The following is a 22,151-nucleotide window of genomic DNA, read 5'->3' on the forward strand; positions in this document are numbered from 1 at the left end:
GCGCATCAGGCGTTCCCTTTCACCTTGAGTTTGAGTTCCGCTGCAAAGGATAGCATGCGGTTGAGCGGCAGCAATGCCGCTTCACGCAATCCATCATCCACATGGATTTCGTGCTCGCTGCCACCGTGCGCTAAGCCCTCGGCAATCGCCTGCAAGCCGTTCATCGCCATCCACGGACAATGGGCGCAGCTACGACAGGTGGCCCCTTCTCCGGCGGTGGGGGCTTCGAGCAACTCTTTTTCCGGCACCGCCTGTTGCATTTTGTAGAAGATGCCACGGTCGGTGGCGACAATCATCTGCGGATGCGGCAGGCTTTTCGCGGCCTGAATCAGCTGGCTGGTGGAACCCACCGCATCAGCCAGATCAACAATCGCCTGCGGCGACTCAGGGTGCACCAGTACCGCCGCTTCCGGGTAGAGCGCCTTCATGCGTTGCAGCGCCTGGGTTTTAAATTCGTCATGGACGATGCAGGCTCCCTGCCAGCACAGCACATCGGCCCCGGTTTTCTGCGTCACGTAACGGCCGAGATGGCGATCCGGTGCCCAGATAATCTTCTCACCGAGGCTGTCGAGATGTTCAATCAGTTCAACCGCAATACTTGAGGTCACTACCCAGTCTGCACGCGCTTTCACCGCTGCCGAGGTGTTGGCATAGACCACCACGGTGCGATCCGGATGCGCATCGCAAAAACGGTTGAACTCTTCAATCGGGCAGCCCAAATCGAGCGAACATTCCGCCTGTAGCGTGGGCATCAGCACGGTTTTTTCCGGGCTGAGGATTTTCGCGGTTTCTCCCATAAAACGCACGCCAGCCACCAGCAACGTCGAAGCCGGGTGAGTACTGCCAAAGCGCGCCATCTCCAGCGAATCTGCCACGCAGCCACCGGTGGCTTCTGCCAGCGCCTGAATTTCCGGATCGGTGTAGTAATGCGCCACCATCACCGCATCGCGCTCTTGCAGCAACCGCTTGATTTCGGCGATATAAAAGGCTTTTTCATCCTGGCTGAGACGCGCCGGTTTCGGCGGGAAGGGATAGATCGCGCTTTCTGGATCGAACATCAGGCTCATGACACGGCTCTCGGTTTTCTTAATTTAACAAAACGGCCTTTCTGACCATTAAGATGACATAATATCCGCCATCTTGTTTTATATGCTAAACAAGATAGCGGATCTGACCGGGAGTGTCGTGCTTTTTTTATGCAGAAAATACGGGCTGTGACCCGCTTAGCTTTTTGGCGTAGCTTCCAGATCCAGCAGGAAGGCTTTGACCGCCAGCCCGCCCGCGAAGCCGGTCAGTTTGCCGTTGCTGCCGATGACACGATGACAGGGTGCCACAATCGACAGCGGATTTTTGCCGTTTGCGGCCCCCACCGCGCGTACCGCTTTCGGATTACCAATTTGCTCGGCAATCTGGCGATAGCTGCGGGTTTCACCAAACGGGATGGTGATTAACGCCTGCCACACCTTTTTCTGGAACTCAGTCCCGACGGTGTCATACGGCAGATCAAAATGCTGGCGTTCCCCGGCGAAATATTCCCGCAGCTGGCGTTCGGTTTCACACAGGATCGGATGTTGATCGTCCCGGCTGATGGGCTTCAGCGGGATGCGTTGTGAACCTTCATTTTCCCACAAAATCGCTGACAGTCCCTTATTGCTGGCGATTAACGTGAGTTCTCCGACCGGCGTCGGGATAATTTTTGCATGATACATGGTGCGCCTCCGGCTTGATATCAGGGGGGCATTATCGCACTTTTGACGCGATAAACTGGCTGTTTTCGGTCATGCAGATAAACTGGTTAGCTGTCCGAAAGCAGCCAGTTTTCTCATCAGGGTTGCGCGAGGATGCGGTTTATTTGCTGGAGACGAAGATGTTTGATCCCGACATTGCCTACCAGGCGCTGACTTCACGCGATAGCCGCTTCGACGGCTTGTTTTTTGTCGGCGTGACATCGACCGGTATTTATTGCCGGCCAATTTGCCCGGTCAAAGCGCCAATGCAGAAGAATTGCCTGTTTTTTTCCAGCGCCGAAGCCGCAGAAAAAGCGCATTTCCGCCCCTGCCTGCGTTGTCGTCCTGAACTGGCCCCCGGCTTCGCACCGGTCGATAGCCATCATCGCATCGCCGATCGTCTGATTCGGCGTATTGAGGAGGGCCTGCTTGAGGAACAGGAGACGCTGGCCGACATTGCCACCGAGTTTGGTTTGAGCGAGCGCCAGCTGCGACGTGTAGTGCAACAGGAGCTGGGCGTCTCTCCGCTCGAACTGCGCCAGACACGCCGCATGCTGCTGGCGAAGCAGCTGTTGACCGAAACCACGCTGCCGGTCACGGAAATTGCCTTCGCCAGCGGTTTTCGCAGCCTGCGCCGCTTTAATGATGTATTCCAGGCGCGTTATCGCATGACCCCGTCCCGGCTACGTAAAGAAAGCGCCCCCGCCTCTGGCACACAGTTGCAGGAAAGCGCGGAGCTGCGCCTCAGCTATCGTCCCCCCTATGACTGGGATGCAATACTCGATTTTCTGCAACAGCGTGTGATGAAGGAAGTGGAATGGGTGGCGGATGGCGTTTATCACCGCACCGTGGCGCTGGGTGGCTGTCGCGGCTGGGTGCGTGTCAGCCATTATCCTGAGAAACAGGCGCTGAAGGTGCAATTCACTACCAGCCTGACCCCGGTGCTACCCGCCCTGCTGCGCCGTCTGCGCGATTTATTTGATTTGGATGCCCAACCCCAGCGTATCGCCGATCAGCTGTCTCAGGACCCTCTGCTGGCCCCGAGCCTGGCAAATTCTCCTGGTCTGCGCGTACCGGGGGCATTTGACGGTTTTGAATTGGGCGTGCGGGCGATTCTCGGCCAGCAGGTCACCGTCAAAGCCGCCACCACGTTAAGCAGCCGGGTGGCACAGCGTTTTGGCGAGCCGCTGGAGACGCCATGGCCTGAGTTATCCCGTTTGTCCCCCTGTGCTGAATCGCTGGCAACAGCGACACAGGATGATATCGCCAGCCTCGGCATCGTCAGCGCACGTGCACAGGCGATCATGGCGCTGGCGCAGGCTTGTGCCTCTGGCGCGTTACGCTTTAATGGCGCGGTTCATCCCGACGTGGTGGTGCAACAGCTGCTGACCTTGAAAGGCGTCGGGCCGTGGACCGCCAGCTATATTGCGATGCGTGCCCTGCGCTGGCCAGATGCCTTTCCCAAAGAAGATATCGCCATTCGTAATAATCTCGGCGGCGTCAGTGCGAAGGAAGCAGAACGATTATCTCAGGTGTGGCGACCGTGGCGCAGCTATGCGGTGTTGCATATCTGGCGTAGCGGCGCGATAAAGTAGAAAAGCAAAAAGGCACCTTTAGGGCGCCTTTCTACATTGGTGGGTCGTGCAGGATATGCCTCGGCCCATCCGGGGCCTCGCCCTTCGGGTGATGCTGAAGCATCAGCCTGAATCGCTCCCGGCGATTCAGTCAAACCTGCAGCAGCTTCTCATCCTGCACTTCGCGCGCATAGCAAAAAGGCGCCTTTAGGGCGCCTTTCTACATTGGTGGGTCGTGCAGGATTCGAACCTGCGACCAATTGATTAAAAGTCAACTGCTCTACCAACTGAGCTAACGACCCGCTCGATGAGGGCTTACAACCAGAACTACCAGATGGTGGGTCGTGCAGGATTCGAACCTGCGACCAATTGATTAAAAGTCAACTGCTCTACCAACTGAGCTAACGACCCATCGTGGTTGTGAAGCAAACTGAAGAAAACACTGAACCGGCTGGGGTTGAGATGGTGGGTCGTGCAGGATTCGAACCTGCGACCAATTGATTAAAAGTCAACTGCTCTACCAACTGAGCTAACGACCCATCTTCAGTGCTGCCGACACTTGTTAAGATATGTCCCGGCAACGGCGGCATATATTACTGATTTAGCGGGGTAGCGCAACCCTTATTTTCCACCAACTGACTCAATTGCTTACCTTTCATGCGGCAAGACCAGAAATCACACGAAATCCGGTCTGTGCTGCACAAATTACAACCCGGCGAGACGCTTCTGAGCCAGTTTGGCCGATTCGCTGTTTGGGAATTGTTTGATCACTTGTTGGTAGACCGCTTTGGCTTTCGCCGTATCGTTCTTCTCCTGCATGATCACCCCAACCTTAAACAACGCTTCAGCGGCTTTAGGCGATTTCGGGTAGTTTTTTACCACAGTGGCAAAATAATAGGCCGCATCGTCCTTTTTGCCCTTGTTGTAAAACAACTGACCCAACCAGTAATTCGCATTCGGCTGATAGGTAGAATCAGGATAACGCTTCACCCATGCCTGCAGCGCAGTAATGGCCTGATCATACTGCTTCTTCTCCAGAATCAGCGCCACGGCCGCATTGTAGTCGCTGTTGGCATCACCGCTTTGCGTCGGTACTGCGGCTGCGGCTGTACTGCTGCCCGCATCAGCGGCTGCTGCACCTGCACCAGCACCGGCGGCGGCTGCCGTCGCATCACCACCGCCACCGCTGGCCTGGGCACCGTTATTACCGCTGCTCAAACTGTCGATCTGCTGGTAGATCTGCTTCTGGCGCTCAATCACCTGATTAAGCTGATAGGTGTTCTGTTGAATTTGCCCGCGCAGCGAATCGATATCGCTTTGGTTATCACTCATCTGCTGCTGCAACTGCTGCATTAGCTGAGCCTGGGCATTGGAGATACGTTCAAGAGTGGTGACACGGTCTTCGACCGAGCCTGAGCCAACGCTACTGATTGACGCCTGGGCAGTAGCGGCCCAGGGGGCCGCTACACCAACCAGTAACGACAGACTCAAGAGATGAAGTCTGAAGTTACTCATCATGTGCTTATCTTAGTAAACCAGAACGGCACGACGGTTTTTGGCGTAAGCCGCTTCGTCGTGACCCAGAACTGCCGGCTTCTCTTTACCGTAAGAAACGATAGACATCTGATCAGCTGACACGCCTTTACCCTGCAGGTACATTTTAACTGCGGTAGCACGACGCTCGCCCAGGGCGATGTTGTATTCCGGCGTACCGCGCTCATCCGCATGACCTTCGATGGTCACTTTGTATGACGGGTTGCTACGCAGGAAAGCAGCGTGCTGATCCAGCATCTGAGCATACTCAGACTGCACGTCATACTTGTCCAGACCGAAGTAAACGATGTTGTTCTGCTGCAGCTGCTGCATTTGCAGACGCGCTTGCTCGTCAGAAGACATGTTGCCGCTGTTCATGCCAGAACCGTTAGCGCCGTCAGCACCCATACCAGTCTGGTCATTGTTGTTGTTTTTGTGAGAGCTACATGCAGCCACTGCGATAACCGGCAGAGCCAGCATCAAACCCTTCAGCACTTTGTTCAGTTGCATTTCTTTATCCTATTATATTGTTTGCCATACATATTTATCCCCCACCTCAGCAGGGGATAGATGCATCACAGATACGGCGACCAGGCAGGTGATTTTACCTGTCCATCAGTTGCCGGAAGACGCGCTTTGAAACGCCCATCGGTTGAAACCAACTGCAACACGGAACCCATCCCCTGAGTAGAGCTATAGATTACCATCGTGCCGTTAGGAGCCAGACTTGGCGTCTCATCCAGGAACGTGTCCGTTAACGTTTGAACGGCTCCCGTTTCCAGATCCTGTTTGGCGACGTGCTGAGCGCCACCGGCGCTGCTAATCATCACCATCGTTTTACCGTCGGCTGCTACATCCGCATCCTGGTTCTGTGAACCTTCCCAGGTAATACGTTGTGCCGCACCGCCGTTAATGCCAATTTTGTAAATCTGAGGTGCACCCGCCTGGTCTGAGGTATAGGCCAGAGTCTGGCTATCCGGGAACCAGGTCGGCTCAGTGCTGTTGTAACGGCCATCCGTGATCTGACGAATCTGACCTGATGCCAGATCCATCACATATAGGTTCAGGCTACCGGTTTTCGACAGGGCGAAAGCCAGTTTAGAACCATCCGGTGAGAAAGCCGGTGCCCCGTTGTGACGCGGGAAAGAGGCAACCTGGCGAATAGCACCGTTGGCCAGCGTCTGGATAACCAGCGCAGATTTGCCACTTTCAAAGGTGACATACGCCAGTTTACTGCCATCTGGTGACCAGGTCGGCGACATCAGCGGCTCTGGAGAACGGTGAACCACAAACTGGTTGTAGCCATCATAATCCGATACGCGCAGCTCATACGGGAACTGACCGCCGTTGGTCTGCACCACATAGGCGATACGCGTACGGAATGCACCTTTGATGCCGGTCAGCTTCTCAAACACTTCGTCACTGGCGGTGTGTGCGGCATAACGCAACCACTGCTTCGTCACTTTGTAAGAGTTCTGTGCCAGCACCGTACCAGGCGCACCACCGGTATCAACCAGCTGATAGGCGATCTGGTAGCTGCCATCCGGGTTCGGGGTGACCTGACCCACTACCACAGCATCAATACCCAGTGCGCTCCAGGCGGCAGGCTGAACCTGCTGTGCGCTGGTCGGCTGCTGCGGCAGACGTGAGCGATCCAGCGGATTGAATTTACCGCTGTTGCGCAAGTCTGCTGCGACGATGCCACCAATATCTTCTGGTGCAGCACCCGGACCGGCCCACTGGAAAGGAACCACACCAATAGGACGCGCAGTATTCACGCCCTGCGTAATTTCAATGCGTACTTCCGCGTGCAGCATCGCTGCCCATAGCAGTACAAAAAAACCTAAGGTTACACGAAGTGCCTGCTTCATCTTTTCTCCCTTATCTGAACCTCAGTTCACGATAATTCGCACTGTTCCTGAAAAAAAACGGGTACTCATAGAGTACGGCAAGCTAACCTTAGTTCAACCTGCCGTTTGTTACTGCATTACTGTGGTTTGAAATCCATTGGTGCGTTTTTGAACACTTCATACACCGCCTGTGAAGGTGGCTTCGGTATACGTGCCTGTTTGGCTGCCGAGACCGCCGCCTGGCACAATGCCGGATCGCCGCCCTCCGCTTTCACATCAATCAGCAGACCATCCGGAGCCAGCTTGATGCGCAGGTTACACTCTTTACCTTTGTATGAATCGGCATCATAGAAACGGCTCTGAATCGCCGCAACCACCTGGCCCATATAGGAGTTAATTTCGGCTCCCGAGGCTCCGGCTTTCTTCTGATTACCTTGTCCCGCCGCTGCCCCACCACCGGAAGCAGAAGCGTTACCACTTTTCGGTGCATTCTTACCGGATGAGAGGCCACCCAGTAGATCGTCAACGGCGTTTTCATTTTTCGCGGCTTCGGCTGCGGCTTTCTTCTTCGCATCCGCTGCTGCTTTGGCTTTCGCTGCGGCATCCGCTTTAGCTTTGGCCGCTGCCTCGGCTTTTGCTTCTGCAGCCGCTTTCTCTTTCGCTGCCTCAGCTGCTGCCGCTTTAGCTTCCTGCGCGGCTTTCGCCTTCGCATCTGCCGCTGCCTGCGCTTTGGCTTCCGCATCTGCTTTGGCCTTCGCCTGAGCGGCTGCTTTCGCCTCCTGAACCGCTTTTTCTTTCGCGGCCTCGGCGGCGGCGGCTTTCGCTTCCTGCTCTGCCTGTTTCTTCGCTTCAGCCGCAGCCTGTTTCGCCTGTTCTTCCGCTTTCTGCTTCGCATCCGCTGCGGCTTTCGCCTGGGCATCCGCCTCCGCTTTGGCATCGGCTTTGGCTTTAGCTGCCGCAGCTTCCGCGGCTTTCTGTTCTTCCTGCGCCTGCTTCGCCGCCGCTTCAGCCGCTTTTTGCTGTTCAGCCTGCTGCTTCGCCTGCTCTTTGGCATCCTGTTGCGCCTGCAGACGTTCTTTTTCCAGCTCTTTCAGACGCTGTTGTTCGGCGGCCTGCTTCTGCTGCAACTCTTCTGCCTGCTGCTGCGACTGCTTCTGGCGCTGCTGCTCGGCACGCTGGCTATCGCTCTGCTGATTCTGCTGACGGTTGTATTGATCGACCACGGCACCCGGGTCCACCATCACTGCGTCGATATCGCTACCGCCACCACCACCGCTGGATTCAACTTTTTCGTTAAACGAGCTCCAGACCAGCAAGGCGATCAACACGATGTGCAGAATCACCGAAATGATTATCGCGCGCTTTAACTTCTCGTTTTGCTCGGTTGCCTTCGACACTCTCGGTTCCCAAAAACGGTTCGCTTTAAATCGGCTGCGTCATCAAACCGACAGATTTCACGCCAGCCTGATGCAGCAGGTTAAGCGCCTTGATGATTTCGTCGTAAGGCACGTCTTTTGCGCCACCGATCAGGAAGACCGTCTTCGGATTGGCTTCCAGTCGGCGCTGTGCTTCGCTCACCACCTGCTCAGGCGGGAGCTGATTCATACGATCGTGATCCACCACCAGGCTGTACTGCCCTACCCCCGCAACTTCAACAATCACCGGCGGATTATCATCGCTGGAGACCGTCTTCGAGTCGGTTGCATCCGGCAGATCCACTTCCACGCTTTGGGTAATGATCGGCGCGGTTGCCATAAAGATCAGCAACAGCACCAGCAGCACGTCCAGCAGCGGAACGATGTTGATTTCAGACTTAAGATCGCGGCGAGCGCGACCACGGGTTCTGGCCATCGTTTACCTCGACTTACTTCGTGTTGTCGGTGGAGAAAGCCTGACGATGCAGGATAGCCGTGAACTCTTCCATAAAGTTGTCGTAACCCTGCTCCAGCTTATTGACGCGCTGGTTCAGACGGTTGTACGCCATCACCGCTGGAATCGCGGCAAACAGACCGATTGCCGTCGCGATCAGCGCTTCGGCGATACCCGGAGCGACCATTTGCAACGTGGCCTGCTTCACGGCACCCAGGGCGATAAAGGCATGCATGATCCCCCACACCGTACCAAACAGACCGATATACGGGCTGATGGAACCGACGGTGCCAAGGAAAGGAATATGGTTTTCCAGTGCTTCCAGTTCACGGTTCATCGAAATACGCATCGCACGGCTGGCACCCTCGACCACCGCTTCTGGCGCATGGCTGTTGGCACGGTGCAGACGCGCAAATTCTTTAAACCCGGAATAGAAAATCTGCTCAGAACCGTTCAGCTCGTCACGACGCCCCTGGCTCTCCTGATAAAGACGAGACAGTTCGATACCTGACCAGAATTTATCTTCAAACGCTTCGGCTTCACGCCCGGCAGCATTCAGAATGCGGGTGCGCTGGATGATGATTGCCCATGAGGCAATAGAAAAGCCGATCAAAATCAACATGATAAGTTTGACCAGAAGGCTCGCCTTCAGGAACAAATCAAGAATATTCATGTCAGTCACTGCTTGAACTCCGCGACAATAGACTTGGGAAGCGCAATCGGCTTCATTAGATGTGGGTTGATGCAGGCAATCAGGACTTCTGCCTCATTGAGCACTTTGCCTTCTGCATTCACGATACGCTGAGAGAACGTCATGGTGGCTCGCGTCATTGAACTTACCTCACTCTGGATTTCCAGAAGGTCATCAAGACGTGCTGCCGCAAGATAGTCCACCGTCATACGTCGCACCACAAAGCAGATCTGCTGTTCCAGCAAGGTCTGTTGATTGAAATGGTGCTGGCGCAACATTTCGGTACGTGCTCGTTCATAGAAAGCGATATAGCTGGCGTGATAAACCACACCACCGGCGTCGGTATCTTCGTAATAGACCCGAACCGGCCAGCGAAACAGCGTTGTACTCACTCTACATCCCGGTATCATTTTAAACGTTGCTACTATACGCAAGTGAGATCGGCTTGGGAATGGCCCGCTGACGCCCCGAGAAAATAATTATCAGACGGTAACAACCGGAAGGATTTTCGGCAGATTTCTTGACCAGACGCTGACAAATACTCACATCAGCGCCTGAAATAGTGGCAATAAATGGACTTAATTTGTCCTGACCGAGGACTTAACGATAAAACCAGAAAATCCCCGCCAGCAGGACAATCATCGACGGTAATGGCGTGAAGAACGCCTGCCAGCGTAACCGACGTGGACGGAACCCCGTGCCGTGAATCACGCCGGTACACACCGCCCAAATCAGTACCGCACCATGCCAGACCGAGAGTGCGCTGGTTTTTGCCGCAAAGCGCGACGGATCCCAGAACACACAACCCGCCAGCCATAAGGCCAGTAACAGTGAAAAGGCCCGTAACGGGCCTTTATCCATCAGACGATACAGGGTCTGAAACAGTTGGCGCATCAGGCTTTATCGCCTTTCGCTGCGCTCTCTTCAGCACGCTCCAGCGCCAGTGCCGCGATCACACCGAACGAACAGGCCAGCAGGGTGCCAAGAATCCAGGCAAAATACCACATGTTCTAGCTCCTTAATCAGTACAGGGAGTGCGTGTTGCTCTCAACGTGTTCTTTAGTGATGCGACCAAACATTTTCCAGTAACACCAGGTGGTGTACAGCAGAATGAGTGGGACAAAAATGATGGCGGCAAAGGTCATAATCTTCAGCGTCAGCACACTTGATGTCGCATCCCACATGGTCAGGCTGGTACCCGGCACGGTGCTTGATGGCATGATGAACGGGAACATCGCAATGCCCACGGTCATGATCACACCTGCCAGCGTCAGCGAAGAGAAGATAAATGCCCAGGCCCCTTTCTCCATACGTGAGCACAGAGTGGTCAGCAGCGGCATTACCACACCCAATATCGGGAAGATCCACAGAATCGGGGTCTGCTCAAAGTTCACCAGCCAGGCACCGGCTTCACGCACCACATCTTTACCCAGCGGGTTAGACGCAGCATGGTGATCGATAACGCTTTTCACCACGTAACCGTCGATACCGTATTTCACCCACACCCCAGCCAGAATGAAGCACACCATCATCACTAACGCGGTAACCTGCGCGAGAGAACGTGCACGGACATGCAGTTCACCGGTGGTGCGCATTTGCAGATAGGTTGCGCCCTGGGTCAGGAACATCGCCACACTGATCACACCCGCCAGCAGTCCAAACGGATTCAACAGCTGGAAGAAGTTGCCGGTATAGAACAGACGCAGATACTCGTCTGCGTGGAACGGCACACCCTGCAACAGGTTACCAAACGCTACACCAATCACCAGCGGCGGTACAAAGCTGCCGATAAAAATGCCCCAGTCCCACATACCACGCCAGCGCACATCTTCAATCTTAGAGCGGTAATCAAAACCCACCGGACGGAAGAACAAAGAGGCCAGCACCAGAATCATCGCCACATAGAAGCCGGAAAACGCGGCGGCGTAGACCATCGGCCAGGCAGCAAACAGCGCGCCACCGGCGGTGATCAGCCACACCTGGTTACCGTCCCAGTGCGGGGCAATGGTGTTAATCATGACACGGCGTTCCGTATCGGAGCGGCCCATAATACGGACCAGCATCCCCACACCCATGTCGAAGCCTTCAGTGACGGCAAACCCAACCAGCAGAATGCCGATCAATAGCCACCAGACAAATCGCAATACTTCATAGTCAAACATGGTAGCTCTCCTTATCCACGCGCCGGTTGGGCTGATGCCGCAATCTGCTCATGATGATAGCGGCCGGTTTTCAGGCTGCTTGGACCAAGGCGGGCAAATTTGAACATCAAATACATTTCCGCCACCAGGAACAGGGTGTACAGACCGCAAATCAGAATCATTGAGAACAGAACGTCGCCGACAGTCAGTGATGAGTTCGCGACCGCCGTTGGCAACACCTCACCCACTGCCCACGGCTGACGGCCATACTCAGCGACAAACCAACCCGATTCGATGGCAATCCACGGCAGCGGGATGCCGTACAGTGCCGCTTTAAGCAACCACGGCCACTTGCCGATGCGATTGCGGATGACACTCAGGAACGACAGCGCAATGATTGCCAGTAACAGGACGCCACACAGCACCATGATACGGAAGGCAAAATAGAGCGGAGCGACACGCGGGATTGAATCCGCCGTCGCTTTCTGAATCTGCGCTTCGGAGGCGTTCGCCACATCTGGTGTATAACGTTTCAGCAGCAGACCATAACCAAGATCCTGTTTGCTCTGTTCAAACGCTTTACGTACCGCCGGATCCTGGCTGCCAGCGCGTAATTGGTTCAGCAGCGCATAGGCTTTCATGCCGTTACGGATACGAACTTCATGCTGGGCCAGCAGCTCTTTCAGACCCGTTACTGGCGTATCGACAGAGCGAGTAGCAATCAATCCAAGCAGATAAGGTATCTGGATCGCGTATTTGTTTTGCTGCGCGTCCTGATCCGGGATACCGAACAACGTAAAGGACGCCGGAGCCGGTTGGGTTTCCCATTCGGCTTCAATAGCAGCCAGTTTGGTTTTCTGCACATCACCCATTTCGTAGCCAGATTCATCACCCAGCACAATCACCGACAGCACCGCTGCCATACCGAAGCTGGCTGCAATCGCGAAAGAACGCTTAGCAAAGGCAATGTCACGGCCTTTCAGCAGATACCAGGCGCTGATGCCGAGAATGAACATAGCACCGGCTGTATAGCCCGCTGCTACGGTGTGAACAAATTTCACCTGCGCCACCGGGTTCAGTACCAGCTCGGAGAAGCTCACCATCTCCATACGCATGGTTTCAAAATTGAACTCAGAGGCAATCGGGTTTTGCATCCAGCCGTTCGCCACCAGGATCCACAAAGCCGACATGTTCGAACCGAGCGCCACCAGCCAGGTCACCGCGAGGTGTTGTACCTTACCGAGACGATCCCAGCCGAAGAAGAACAGGCCAACAAAGGTGGATTCGAGGAAGAACGCCATCAGGCCTTCAATGGCCAGCGGCGCACCGAAGATATCGCCGACGTAGTGTGAGTAATAGGACCAGTTAGTCCCGAACTGAAATTCCATGGTCAGACCGGTTGCTACACCGAGTGCGAAGTTGATGCCAAACAACTTGCCCCAGAACTTGGTCATATCTTTGTAAATCTGTTTTCCCGTCAGGACGTATACGGTCTCCATGATCGCCAGCAAAAACGCCATACCCAGCGTTAATGGCACGAACAGGAAGTGATACATCGCCGTCAGGGCAAACTGCAAACGCGACAGCTCGACAATATCTAACATGATGACTCCTTGCTCCTCGCATGAACTCTCCCTGCGGGCGACAACGGCAAACAACAGACATTGACGTGCAGAAGAAGAGTCAGGAACGACTGATTATTGATTCCAGTTTTGTTACCGACAGAACAGAGAAATCTGCTGCCCGAAGTGAGCGAGTAACAGTGACGAAAATTCCCTGAAAACGTATCGCAACAATCCGTTTCGGACAGGAGTGAGAGAGGAGGCGACAGAATTGATATAACAACGCCTGGCACAAACTCCTGAAAATGCGTGAAAAAGATTGAATTGATGTAGCGCAATTTATACCGGTTAAGTTGCGCTTTGCCAGTGGTAAAGTTTGTTATAACTCAGCATTTGTTGATCTGGATTAACGCATAAAATTTCCAGATATGTATTGTGGAGCTTATTGTTAATTAGTTGTCATGAGATGATGACGTAATTAAGAAAATAATTACCTTTGCCATAATTTTTTAACGAAGCGGTTGGCAAGACTTTCTTAATTTTCAATCAGACACCATCGAATTTGCCCTTCTTTACCCTCTGACAAAATAATCATAGCTGCCAATTTTGACCTCGTCGGACTTTTCCCACTTTTTGCGTGGGTAAAGGCAGCAAAAACTGCCCCTGACCAGGCAACCTGGCCGACAGTCGCCCCAGCGGTAAGGATTTGTTAGTGATTGCTCTAACCCTTACTGAGTAAAATTTTAAGTTATTTTCAACAGGATACGACAACCATCACAATCCAGTCATTAACACCTCAACTTTTCCGATGTTTTGAGTAAAGTGAAAACCGCATAGGGTGTGCTGAAAGGATGATGAGGATTTAAGGATGAGTAAACGGAGTGAGATTATTGAGGGTGCAGATGCGGCGCACACCAATTACGGGTTGGTTTACACGGAAGTGCTGGGTTGGGTGGACCTCGGTCATGCCCAGGGAGAGGACATCCGAAAACTGATGAATAAAATAAACTACGGTGAAGCGATGGGTGTGGCTCGCTACGACATTACGTATTCCCAGTCGATGGTTGATCCCTGGAAAACCCTTCGGATGGGCAAATTTATTAAATGGCGTATCCGCACAGGCCGCCCTTACCAGGAACGTCAGAGTATTGCGCTGGCAATGATGATGACGTTAGCCAGGCGTTTTGAAGCTATGCAAAATTCATTCCCCATCAGTCTGGTAACAGATAGTGGATTTAGTGGCGAAGATCTCTGCTCAGACCTGCTGGGGTTTTACCGCGTAATGTCGATTCGCAATCCATTCCCATTATTGCGCCCCGTGAGCAAGGAGGAGGCACTCAAACGTTGGGATTATTACGGCAGAATTGGTTCCTGGAAAAATGAGACTTTTCAGCCACTCTTATTTCCTGACCCGGAAAAATACCCTTATGCCAGACCTCGCTTAGGTCAATTGCCTGCCTTTATGCAGACCATCAAGCCATACAATGACTGGAAATCTAGCAATGTAGGCATAGCAACCGCCGACGGCACTTATATGCAGGGTGGGAATCAGACGGATATGATGGAATGAAAAGATCTTTTAAAATCACAGCCAGCATTATCGCCATTCTGGTGGCCGTTCTTACAGGTGTGATTGCTTATTACTGGCCGATAATAGAACCAGGATTTGACGGTAGTGCACATTACACCGAACAGGAAACAAGGCTGTATGAACATTTTACCCCTGAGATCCTGAAAAAAATGCCACGTATATCTGATCGCTATGAATTCGCCTTTTACAATGTCTCGGGCCCGGAATCACAGGGCTATACCGTCACCTTTCACGATACTACGGATACCAGCAAGATTAGCGCATACCTGGCGTCTCTTGGCTACAGTAAACACAACGATTGCGTAGTTAGTGGCGATTGCTGGAGAGGTAAAAATCCGGAGGTAACAGTGACAGTTGGCACGATCGCACAAAATAAGGATGTATTGGTGTCCGTCGTTTATACACACCAATACTAACTAACAACCACGTCTTTAAATCTACTCGCAGTCTACAGAAGCAACAAAAAAGCCGCTCCCCTCAAAGGACAGCGGCTCAATATGTGCAACAGCTAAAACTTATTTCGCCGGCAGGACTTCTTTCACGGCGTCGCCGATATCAGCCAGGCTGCGAACGGTTTTCACACCGGCCGCTTCCAGCGCAGCAAATTTCTCATCTGCTGTGCCTTTACCACCGGCGATGATCGCGCCTGCGTGCCCCATACGCTTGCCTTTCGGCGCAGTTACACCGGCGATATAACCGACAACCGGTTTGGTCACATGCTCTTTGATGTAAGCAGCCGCTTCTTCTTCAGCGCTACCGCCGATCTCACCGATCATCACGATCGCTTCGGTCTGCGGGTCTTCCTGGAACATTTTCAGGATGTCGATGAAGTTAGAGCCCGGAATCGGGTCACCACCGATACCGACGCAGGTTGACTGGCCGTAGCCGATGTCAGTGGTCTGCTTAACCGCTTCATAGGTCAGGGTGCCAGAACGTGACACGATACCTACACGGCCCGGCAAGTGAATGTGACCCGGCATAATCCCGATCTTACATTCTCCTGGGGTGATCACACCCGGACAGTTCGGACCGATCATCCGCACGCCAGCTTCATCCAGCTTCACTTTCACGGTCAGCATATCCAGCGTCGGGATACCTTCAGTGATGGTGATGATCAGTTTGATACCCGCGTCTATGGCTTCCAGGATACCGTCTTTGCAGAACGGAGCCGGAACGTAGATCACGGTGGCAGTTGCGCCTGTCGCTTCTACCGCTTCACGCACGGTGTTAAACACCGGCAGACCGAGATGGGTAGTGCCGCCTTTACCGGGGGTCACACCACCAACCAGCTGCGTACCATAGGCCAGCGCCTGCTCAGAGTGGAAAGTCCCCTGGCCACCGGTGAAACCCTGGCAAATGACTTTGGTGTTTTTGTCGATCAAAATAGACATTATTTACCCTCCGCAGCAGCAACAACACGCTGTGCCGCGTCTGTCAGGCTGGTTGCTGCAATGATGTTCAAACCGCTGTCCGCCAGTTTCTTAGCGCCCAGCTCGGCGTTGTTACCTTCCAGACGTACCACCACCGGTACGTTCACACCCACTTCCGCTACTGCACCGATGATGCCGTCTGCGATCAGGTCGCAACGCACGATGCCGCCGAAAATGTTAACGAATACAGCTTTAACTGCATCGTCAGACAGGATGATTTTGAAGGCTTCGGTTACGCGCTCTTTGGTTGCGCCGCCGCCGACATCAAGGAAGTTAGCAGGCTGACCACCGTGGTGTTTCACGATGTCCATAGTACCCATCGCCAGACCCGCACCGTTGACCATACAGCCAATGTTGCCTTCCAGGGCGACATAGTTCAGTTCCCACTGCGTCGCATGTGCTTCACGCGGGTCTTCCTGGCTTGGGTCGCGCATTTCACGCAGTTCCGGCTGGCGGAACAGGGCGTTGCCATCGGCACCCAGTTTGCCATCGAGGCACACCAGATCGCCCTGCTTCGTCACCACCAGCGGGTTGATCTCAACCAGCGCCAGGTCACGTTCCAGGAACATGGTCGCCAGACCCATGAAGATTTTGGTGAACTGGCTGACTTGCTTACCCGTCAAGCCCAATTTGAATGCCAGCTCGCGGCCCTGATACGGCTGCGGACCTGCTAACGGATCCAGCGCCATTTTGTGGATCAGGTGCGGGGTTTCTTCCGCCACTTTCTCAATCTCAACACCGCCTTCGGTAGAGGCCATAAAGACCACACGACGGCTGGCACGGTCAACGACCGCACCCAGATAGAGTTCCTGATCAATGTCAGTCGCTGCTTCAACCAGGATCTGGTTTACCGGCTGACCTTCGGCATCTGTTTGATAGGTTACCAGGCGTTTACCCAGCCAGTGTTCAGCAAAGGCACGGATCTCTTCTTTGCTCTTCACCACTTTCACACCGCCCGCTTTACCGCGGCCACCGGCATGAACCTGACATTTCACTACCCACGGGCCTGCGCCAATTTTTGATGCGGCTTCTTCTGCTTCACGTGGTGTAGTACAGGCGTAGCCAGTCGGTGCCGGCATACCATACCGTGCAAACAGCTGTTTAGCCTGGTATTCGTGTAAGTTCATGATGTTCTATCCATTCAGGTCTAGTAAAGACTAATGAGTTTTGGACGCGCCCTGAACCTGGCGCGCCCTATGAAAATCAGACATCCAGCAGCAGACGTGCCGGATCTTCCAGCATCTCTTTCACCGCCACCAGATAACCGACAGACTCACGGCCATCAATCAGACGGTGATCATAAGAGAGCGCCAGATACATCATCGGCAGTACCACAACCTGACCATTCACCGCCATCGGACGATCTTTGATGGCGTGCATGCCCAGAATCGCACTCTGCGGTGGGTTAATGATCGGAGTGGACATCAGCGAACCGAAGACACCGCCGTTAGTGATGGTGAAGTTACCGCCAGTCAGTTCGTCAACGGTCAGTTTGCCGTCACGGCCTTTCACCGCCAGTTCTTTAATTTTCTTCTCGATATCAGCCATGCTCAGCGCATCAACATCTCTCAGCACCGGCGTCACCAGACCACGCGGGGTGGATACCGCGATGCTGACATCGAAATAGTTGTGGTACACCACGTCTTCACCGTCGATGGAAGCATTCACTTCCGGGTAGCGCTTCAGCGCTTCAACCACGGCTTTGATATAGAAAGACATAAAACCCAGACGCACGCCATGACGCTTCTCGAAGGCATCGCCGTACTGCTTACGCAGATCCATGATCGGCTTCATGTTGATTTCGTTGAAGGTGGTCAGCATTGCGGTGCTGTTTTTCGCTTCCAGCAGACGTTCAGCAACACGCTTACGCAGACGCGTCATTGGCACGCGCTTCTCGCTACGGTTGGCAATCGCGGTCTGCGGTGCAGCAGCAGGTTGTGCTGCGGCCGGTGCCGCTTTGGCTTCCGGTTTCTTCGCCAGATGTTTTTCAACATCTTCACGCGTGATACGACCGCCAACGCCGCTGCCTTTAATCTGGCTGGCATCGAGGTCATGTTCAGCGATCAGGCGACGGATCGCCGGGCTGAGTGCGTCATTGCTCTCTTCTTCCAGAGAAGCCGTCTGACGCTGTGCAGGCGTTGATTCCTTGCTATCCACTTTCGCGGTGGTCTCTTTACCACTGCTGTTGCCTTCTTTCAGACGGCCCAGGATCTGGCGAGAAATTACGGTTGAACCTTCATCTTCCAGCACCGCATCCAGTACGCCGTCGGCCGATGCCGGCACTTCCAGCACTACTTTGTCGGTTTCGATCTCGACAATTACTTCATCGCGACTGACCGCGTCGCCGGGTTTTTTATGCCAGGTTGCTACCGTTGCGTCCGCTACGGATTCAGGCAAATCGGGAACGAGAATATCTACGCTACTCATTATCTTTCCTTTTTATTAACCAAGGTTCAGCGCGTCATTAACCAGGTCTTGCTGCTGTTTTTGATGTACGGACATGTAGCCCACGGCCGGTGAAGCAGAAGCCGGGCGGCCTGCATAGCTCAGTGAAGCACCAAACGGAACCACTTCGCGGAAATGATGCTGACTGCAGTACCATGCACCCTGATTCAGTGGTTCTTCCTGACACCAGACGAAATCCTGGACATGAGAATAGGGTTTCAGTGCTTCCTGTACCGCTTTGTGCGGGAACGGATACAGCTGCTCAATACGAATAATCGCGACGTCGTTCTTCTCGCTCTTACGACGCTGCTCCAGCAGATCGTAATAAACCTTACCAGAACACATCACCACGCGTTTCACCTGTTTCGCATCGAGATCGTCAACTTCACCGATGGCAGGCTGGAAGCTGCCATTCGCCAGTTCATCGAGCGTCGAGATCGCCAGCGGATGACGCAGCAGCGATTTCGGTGACATAACGATCAGCGGACGGCGCATACCGCGCAACGCCTGACGACGCAGCATATGGTAAACCTGCGCAGGCGTTGAAGGGACGCACACCTGCATGTTCTGCTCGGCGCAGAGTTGCAGATAACGTTCCAGACGTGCAGAGGAGTGCTCCGGACCCTGACCTTCATAACCGTGTGGCAGCAACATCACCAGGCCACACATACGCCCCCACTTCTGCTCGCCGGAACTGATGAACTGGTCGATAACCACCTGCGCACCGTTGGCAAAGTCACCAAACTGCGCTTCCCAGATGGTCAGCACGCGCGGTTCTGCGGTGGCATAACCGTATTCGAATGCCAGTACCGCTTCTTCCGACAACACCGAGTCCCAGACTTTGAACTGACCCTGACCATGATGGATATGGTGCAGCGGCGTATATGTGGAACCGTTCGCCTGGTTGTGTACCACCGCATGGCGATGGAAGAAGGTGCCACGGCCTGAGTCTTCACCTGACAGACGCACCGGGATACCTTCATCAACCAGCGTGGCGTAAGCCAGGTTTTCTGCGCCGCCCCAGTCAAAGGCTTTATTGCCTTCGGCCATCTCTTTACGGTCGTTATAAATCTTGGCAACACGGCCCTGGACTTCGATCGCTTCCGGCACCTGGCTGATACGACGTGCCAGTTCCTGCAAGCGTTTCATCTCAACAGTAGCCGGGTAGCTTTCGTCCCAGTCGTGATTCAGGTACGGCGACCAGGTGAAGGAGTGCAGGCTCATCGGACGCCATTCCGGCACCACGCATTCACCGGCATCCAGCGCATCGCGATACACATTGACCATTTCGGTGGCATCTTCCAGTTTGGCGATGCCATCTGCTTCCAGGCGGTCAGCGTAGATTTTACGCGGTGTCGGATGCTTTTTGATTTTCTGATACATCAACGGCTGGGTTGCGCTTGGCTCGTCGGCTTCGTTATGGCCATGACGGCGATAGCACACCAGGTCGATAAACACATCACGTTTGAAGGTGTTGCGATAGTCGAGCGCCAGACGGGTGACAAAGGCAACGGCTTCCGGATCGTCCGCATTAACGTGGAAGATCGGGGCCAGAACCATTTTACCGATGTCAGTACAGTACGGCGTTGAACGTGCATCCTGCGGGTTTGAGGTGGTGAAGCCCACCTGGTTGTTGATCACGATGCGAACCGTACCGCCCACTTCGTAACCCCGCGCCTGCGACATGTTCAGGGTTTCCTGCACCACGCCCTGGCCGGTCACCGCAGCATCACCGTGAATGGTGATTGGCAGCACTTTATTGCTGCTCGGCTCGGCCAGACGATCCAGGCGCGCGCGCACTGAACCCATTACTACCGGGCTGACAATTTCAAGGTGCGACGGGTTAAATGCCAGCGCCAGATGCACCAGGCCACCTTCGGTTTCCACATCTGACGAGAAGCCCATGTGGTACTTCACGTCACCGGTGCCGAGGTGTTCTTTGTGCTTACCGGAAAACTCGTCAAAAAGGTCCTGTGGCTTTTTACCCAGTACGTTGATCAGCACGTTCAGACGGCCGCGGTGCGCCATACCCAGCACCACTTCACGCGTACCGCTTTTACCCGCGTGACGAATCATTTCGCGCAGCATCGGGATCAGCGCATCACCACCTTCCAGTGAGAAGCGTTTCGCGCCGGGGAATTTAGCACCAAGGTATTTTTCCAGACCTTCTGCCGCCGTCAGCTCTTTCAGGAAACCTTTTTTCTCGTCAGCACTAAAACTGGCGTGGCCCACGATCGATTCGAGACGCTGCTGAATCCAGCGTTTCTCGTCGGTGTTATTGATGTGCATGTACTCAGCACCAATGGAGCCACAGTAGGTCTGCTTCAGCGCTTCGAAGAGATCGGCCAGCTTCATGGTCTCTTTGCCGATAGCAAAAGAGCCAACGTTAAAGCTTTCCTGAAAATCAGCGTCGGTCAGGTCGTGATAAGTCGGGTCGAGATCCGGTACGGCGTCCTGTTTCCACAGGCCGAGCGGATCAAGGTTAGCGTGCTGGTGTCCGCGAAAGCGGAAGGCGTTGATCAGCTGCAGCACCTTAACCTGTTTGGAATTGGTGGCCGGATCAGTGACTGTGGAGGTGTAACGCGTTGCATCTTTGGCCAGGCGGCGGAAGTAATCACGCGTGGTGGAGTGAAACTGCTCAGGTTTCACGCCAGTGCCGGGCAGTTGCTGGAACATGTCGCGCCACACTGCATCAACAGAGTCAGGATCGGTCAGGAAATCCTCATAGAGTTGCTCTATGTAAGATTGGTTCGCGCCGGCCAGCCAGGAGGAGTCCAGCCAGGGCTTCATCGCGCTGTTCTGCATTGTGATCCCTTAAGCATTAGTATGCTTTTTTTGAGGTTTCATTGTTGCCGCTTTCGCGGCTTGCCGTAGTGAGTTCAGCGATACGAGCCCTTGCGCTATCGGCGCCCGACTCGTAAGGGAACCTTTATAAGCGTGGTTCAGACCGCGCTTATAGAGGCTTCCGTAAACTGCCGGGAACCTGAGGTTCCCGGACAGTGGGTCTTCTTATGCTCCGCGTTGCAGCAGCATCGACTTAATATGGCCGATGGCGCGCGTCGGGTTTAGTCCTTTTGGGCACACGCTCACACAGTTCATGATGCTGTGACAGCGGAATACACTGAAAGCATCATTCAGATTGTCCAGACGTGCATCGGTTTCGGTATCACGGCTGTCAATCAGGAAGCGGTAAGCCGCCAGCAAACCGGCCGGACCGATGAATTTGTCCGGGTTCCACCAGAACGACGGGCACGAGGTTGAGCAGCAGGCGCAGAGAATACACTCGTACAGACCATCCAGATGCTCACGCTCAGCCGGGCTTTGCAGATGCTCACGCGCCGGTGGATTTTCCCCGTTATTCAACAGGTAAGGCTTAATCTTCTCATACTGTGCGTAGAATTGCCCCATATCCACAACCAGATCGCGAATTACCGGCAGACCAGGCAGCGGACGGATAACAATTTTCTTCGTACCATTGCCCAGTGCGGACACCGGGGTGATACACGCCAGACCGTTTTTACCGTTCATGTTCAGGCCATCAGACCCGCACACGCCCTCACGGCAGGAGCGACGAAACGCCAGCGTCGGATCTTTCTCTTTCAGCTTGATCAACGCGTCCAGCAGCATCATGTCGCGACCATCTTCCGCTTCCAGGCTGTACTCCTGCATACGCGGCGCGTCATCAACTTCCGGGTTGTAACGATAGATTGAAAATTCGAGTCTCATGATGATCTCCGC

21 protein-coding genes, 3 tRNA genes and 1 other RNA gene are annotated in these 22,151 nt (G+C 54.1%); 3 read left to right on the top strand and 22 right to left on the bottom strand.

The window, feature by feature from the left end:
- Window positions 1-5: 5 nt before the first annotated feature.
- Window positions 6-1,067, bottom strand: coding sequence for a quinolinate synthase NadA (nadA, locus tag PW844_RS17920; RefSeq protein ID WP_084873536.1), 1,062 nt, complete (start codon window positions 1,065-1,067; stop codon window positions 6-8).
- Between the two features lie 156 nt (window positions 1,068-1,223).
- On the bottom strand, window positions 1,224-1,709 hold the full coding sequence (locus PW844_RS17925; protein ID WP_084873535.1) for a methylated-DNA--[protein]-cysteine S-methyltransferase: 486 nt from the start codon (window positions 1,707-1,709) through the stop codon (window positions 1,224-1,226).
- Window positions 1,710-1,867: 158 nt separating this feature from the next.
- Here PW844_RS17925 and PW844_RS17930 point away from each other — a divergent pair, with 158 nt between their 5' ends.
- Entirely contained in the window at window positions 1,868-3,322 is a 1,455-nt protein-coding gene (locus PW844_RS17930) for an AlkA N-terminal domain-containing protein (protein ID WP_299454689.1), read from the top strand.
- 37 nt (window positions 3,323-3,359) lie between these two features.
- On the opposite strand, the gene PW844_RS17935 is transcribed toward PW844_RS17930, so the two are convergent.
- From PW844_RS17935 to cydA, 15 genes are all read right to left on the bottom strand, one after another.
- A non-coding RNA gene (locus PW844_RS17935) (RtT sRNA) lies at window positions 3,360-3,496 on the bottom strand.
- A gap of 31 nt (window positions 3,497-3,527) precedes the next feature.
- A tRNA-Lys gene (locus tag PW844_RS17940) sits at window positions 3,528-3,603 on the bottom strand.
- A 33-nt stretch (window positions 3,604-3,636) separates the two neighbouring features.
- A tRNA-Lys gene (locus tag PW844_RS17945) sits at window positions 3,637-3,712 on the bottom strand.
- Window positions 3,713-3,764: 52 nt separating this feature from the next.
- Window positions 3,765-3,840 (bottom strand) — tRNA-Lys (locus PW844_RS17950).
- 166 nt (window positions 3,841-4,006) lie between these two features.
- A complete protein-coding gene (cpoB, locus tag PW844_RS17955; protein ID WP_299454692.1) occupies window positions 4,007-4,819 on the bottom strand; it encodes a cell division protein CpoB in 813 nt (270 codons plus the stop codon).
- Window positions 4,820-4,828: 9 nt separating this feature from the next.
- Window positions 4,829-5,344: a peptidoglycan-associated lipoprotein Pal gene (pal, locus tag PW844_RS17960; protein WP_084873532.1), complete on the bottom strand. Its 516-nt coding sequence runs from the start codon at window positions 5,342-5,344 to the stop codon at window positions 4,829-4,831.
- A gap of 65 nt (window positions 5,345-5,409) precedes the next feature.
- Window positions 5,410-6,705, bottom strand: a complete 1,296-nt coding sequence (tolB, locus tag PW844_RS17965) for a Tol-Pal system beta propeller repeat protein TolB (protein WP_299454703.1) — start codon at window positions 6,703-6,705, stop codon at window positions 5,410-5,412.
- Between the two features lie 116 nt (window positions 6,706-6,821).
- Complete coding sequence (tolA, locus tag PW844_RS17970; protein ID WP_299454706.1) at window positions 6,822-8,081, bottom strand: cell envelope integrity protein TolA; 1,260 nt, start codon at window positions 8,079-8,081, stop codon at window positions 6,822-6,824.
- Window positions 8,082-8,106: 25 nt separating this feature from the next.
- Entirely contained in the window at window positions 8,107-8,535 is a 429-nt protein-coding gene (gene tolR / locus PW844_RS17975; RefSeq protein ID WP_208714349.1) for a colicin uptake protein TolR, read from the bottom strand.
- Between the two features lie 13 nt (window positions 8,536-8,548).
- A complete protein-coding gene (tolQ, locus tag PW844_RS17980; protein WP_013508309.1) occupies window positions 8,549-9,235 on the bottom strand; it encodes a Tol-Pal system protein TolQ in 687 nt (228 codons plus the stop codon).
- Window positions 9,232-9,636: a tol-pal system-associated acyl-CoA thioesterase gene (gene ybgC, locus PW844_RS17985; RefSeq protein WP_084873528.1), complete on the bottom strand. Its 405-nt coding sequence runs from the start codon at window positions 9,634-9,636 to the stop codon at window positions 9,232-9,234. The genes tolQ and ybgC overlap by 4 nt, the downstream gene beginning before the upstream one ends.
- Window positions 9,637-9,844: 208 nt before the next feature.
- Window positions 9,845-10,138 carry a cyd operon protein YbgE gene (ybgE, locus tag PW844_RS17990; protein WP_299454720.1) on the bottom strand — a complete coding sequence of 98 codons (294 nt, stop codon included), beginning with the start codon at window positions 10,136-10,138 and terminating at the stop codon, window positions 9,845-9,847.
- Window positions 10,138-10,251, bottom strand: a complete 114-nt coding sequence (cydX, locus tag PW844_RS17995; protein WP_084873526.1) for a cytochrome bd-I oxidase subunit CydX — start codon at window positions 10,249-10,251, stop codon at window positions 10,138-10,140. The genes ybgE and cydX overlap by 1 nt, the downstream gene beginning before the upstream one ends.
- 15 nt (window positions 10,252-10,266) lie before the next feature.
- Window positions 10,267-11,406 carry a cytochrome d ubiquinol oxidase subunit II gene (gene cydB, locus PW844_RS18000; protein WP_299454723.1) on the bottom strand — a complete coding sequence of 380 codons (1,140 nt, stop codon included), beginning with the start codon at window positions 11,404-11,406 and terminating at the stop codon, window positions 10,267-10,269.
- An 11-nt stretch (window positions 11,407-11,417) separates the two neighbouring features.
- Window positions 11,418-12,989 carry a cytochrome ubiquinol oxidase subunit I gene (gene cydA, locus PW844_RS18005; RefSeq protein ID WP_299454726.1) on the bottom strand — a complete coding sequence of 524 codons (1,572 nt, stop codon included), beginning with the start codon at window positions 12,987-12,989 and terminating at the stop codon, window positions 11,418-11,420.
- Between the two features lie 826 nt (window positions 12,990-13,815).
- Here cydA and PW844_RS18010 point away from each other — a divergent pair.
- Window positions 13,816-14,517: a hypothetical protein gene (locus PW844_RS18010; protein ID WP_299454729.1), complete on the top strand. Its 702-nt coding sequence runs from the start codon at window positions 13,816-13,818 to the stop codon at window positions 14,515-14,517.
- On the top strand, window positions 14,514-14,954 hold the full coding sequence (locus tag PW844_RS18015) for a hypothetical protein (RefSeq protein ID WP_299454732.1): 441 nt from the start codon (window positions 14,514-14,516) through the stop codon (window positions 14,952-14,954). The genes PW844_RS18010 and PW844_RS18015 overlap by 4 nt, the downstream gene beginning before the upstream one ends.
- 99 nt (window positions 14,955-15,053) lie before the next feature.
- Here PW844_RS18015 and sucD read toward each other — a convergent pair whose 3' ends face one another.
- The 5 genes from sucD to PW844_RS18040 form a co-directional block, all read right to left on the bottom strand.
- The gene (gene sucD, locus PW844_RS18020; protein ID WP_084873521.1) at window positions 15,054-15,929 is read right to left on the bottom strand and encodes a succinate--CoA ligase subunit alpha; all 876 of its coding nucleotides are present in this window, start codon (window positions 15,927-15,929) and stop codon (window positions 15,054-15,056) included.
- The gene (sucC, locus tag PW844_RS18025; protein ID WP_013508302.1) at window positions 15,929-17,095 is read right to left on the bottom strand and encodes an ADP-forming succinate--CoA ligase subunit beta; all 1,167 of its coding nucleotides are present in this window, start codon (window positions 17,093-17,095) and stop codon (window positions 15,929-15,931) included. Before sucC ends, sucD begins: the two co-directional genes overlap by 1 nt.
- A 76-nt stretch (window positions 17,096-17,171) precedes the next feature.
- Entirely contained in the window at window positions 17,172-18,395 is a 1,224-nt protein-coding gene (gene odhB, locus PW844_RS18030; RefSeq protein WP_084873520.1) for a 2-oxoglutarate dehydrogenase complex dihydrolipoyllysine-residue succinyltransferase, read from the bottom strand.
- A gap of 15 nt (window positions 18,396-18,410) precedes the next feature.
- Complete coding sequence (gene sucA, locus PW844_RS18035) at window positions 18,411-21,218, bottom strand: 2-oxoglutarate dehydrogenase E1 component (protein ID WP_299454739.1); 2,808 nt, start codon at window positions 21,216-21,218, stop codon at window positions 18,411-18,413.
- A gap of 204 nt (window positions 21,219-21,422) precedes the next feature.
- On the bottom strand, window positions 21,423-22,139 hold the full coding sequence (locus PW844_RS18040; RefSeq protein WP_084873518.1) for a succinate dehydrogenase iron-sulfur subunit: 717 nt from the start codon (window positions 22,137-22,139) through the stop codon (window positions 21,423-21,425).
- Window positions 22,140-22,151: the final 12 nt, after the last annotated feature.

Origin of the sequence: Pantoea sp. (assembly GCF_028283705.1) — a bacterium.
In the GTDB taxonomy this organism is placed as follows: Bacteria; Pseudomonadota; Gammaproteobacteria; order Enterobacterales; family Enterobacteriaceae; genus Pantoea.

Bases quoted from the DNA above. Each gene is read 5' to 3' on its own strand.
- nadA (WP_084873536.1), bottom strand. From the start codon at position 1,067: ATGAGCCTGATGTTCGATCCAGAAAGCGCGATCTATCCCTTCCCGCCG.
- PW844_RS17925 (WP_084873535.1), bottom strand. From the start codon at position 1,709: ATGTATCATGCAAAAATTATCCCGACGCCGGTCGGAGAACTCACGTTA.
- PW844_RS17930 (WP_299454689.1), top strand. From the start codon at position 1,868: ATGTTTGATCCCGACATTGCCTACCAGGCGCTGACTTCACGCGATAGC.
- cpoB (WP_299454692.1), bottom strand. From the start codon at position 4,819: ATGATGAGTAACTTCAGACTTCATCTCTTGAGTCTGTCGTTACTGGTT.
- pal (WP_084873532.1), bottom strand. From the start codon at position 5,344: ATGCAACTGAACAAAGTGCTGAAGGGTTTGATGCTGGCTCTGCCGGTT.
- tolB (WP_299454703.1), bottom strand. From the start codon at position 6,705: ATGAAGCAGGCACTTCGTGTAACCTTAGGTTTTTTTGTACTGCTATGG.
- tolR (WP_208714349.1), bottom strand. From the start codon at position 8,535: ATGGCCAGAACCCGTGGTCGCGCTCGCCGCGATCTTAAGTCTGAAATC.
- ybgE (WP_299454720.1), bottom strand. From the start codon at position 10,138: ATGCGCCAACTGTTTCAGACCCTGTATCGTCTGATGGATAAAGGCCCG.
- cydX (WP_084873526.1), bottom strand. From the start codon at position 10,251: ATGTGGTATTTTGCCTGGATTCTTGGCACCCTGCTGGCCTGTTCGTTC.
- cydB (WP_299454723.1), bottom strand. From the start codon at position 11,406: ATGTTTGACTATGAAGTATTGCGATTTGTCTGGTGGCTATTGATCGGC.
- cydA (WP_299454726.1), bottom strand. From the start codon at position 12,989: ATGTTAGATATTGTCGAGCTGTCGCGTTTGCAGTTTGCCCTGACGGCG.
- PW844_RS18010 (WP_299454729.1), top strand. From the start codon at position 13,816: ATGAGTAAACGGAGTGAGATTATTGAGGGTGCAGATGCGGCGCACACC.
- PW844_RS18015 (WP_299454732.1), top strand. From the start codon at position 14,514: ATGAAAAGATCTTTTAAAATCACAGCCAGCATTATCGCCATTCTGGTG.
- sucD (WP_084873521.1), bottom strand. From the start codon at position 15,929: ATGTCTATTTTGATCGACAAAAACACCAAAGTCATTTGCCAGGGTTTC.
- sucC (WP_013508302.1), bottom strand. From the start codon at position 17,095: ATGAACTTACACGAATACCAGGCTAAACAGCTGTTTGCACGGTATGGT.
- odhB (WP_084873520.1), bottom strand. From the start codon at position 18,395: ATGAGTAGCGTAGATATTCTCGTTCCCGATTTGCCTGAATCCGTAGCG.
- sucA (WP_299454739.1), bottom strand. From the start codon at position 21,218: ATGCAGAACAGCGCGATGAAGCCCTGGCTGGACTCCTCCTGGCTGGCC.
- PW844_RS18040 (WP_084873518.1), bottom strand. From the start codon at position 22,139: ATGAGACTCGAATTTTCAATCTATCGTTACAACCCGGAAGTTGATGAC.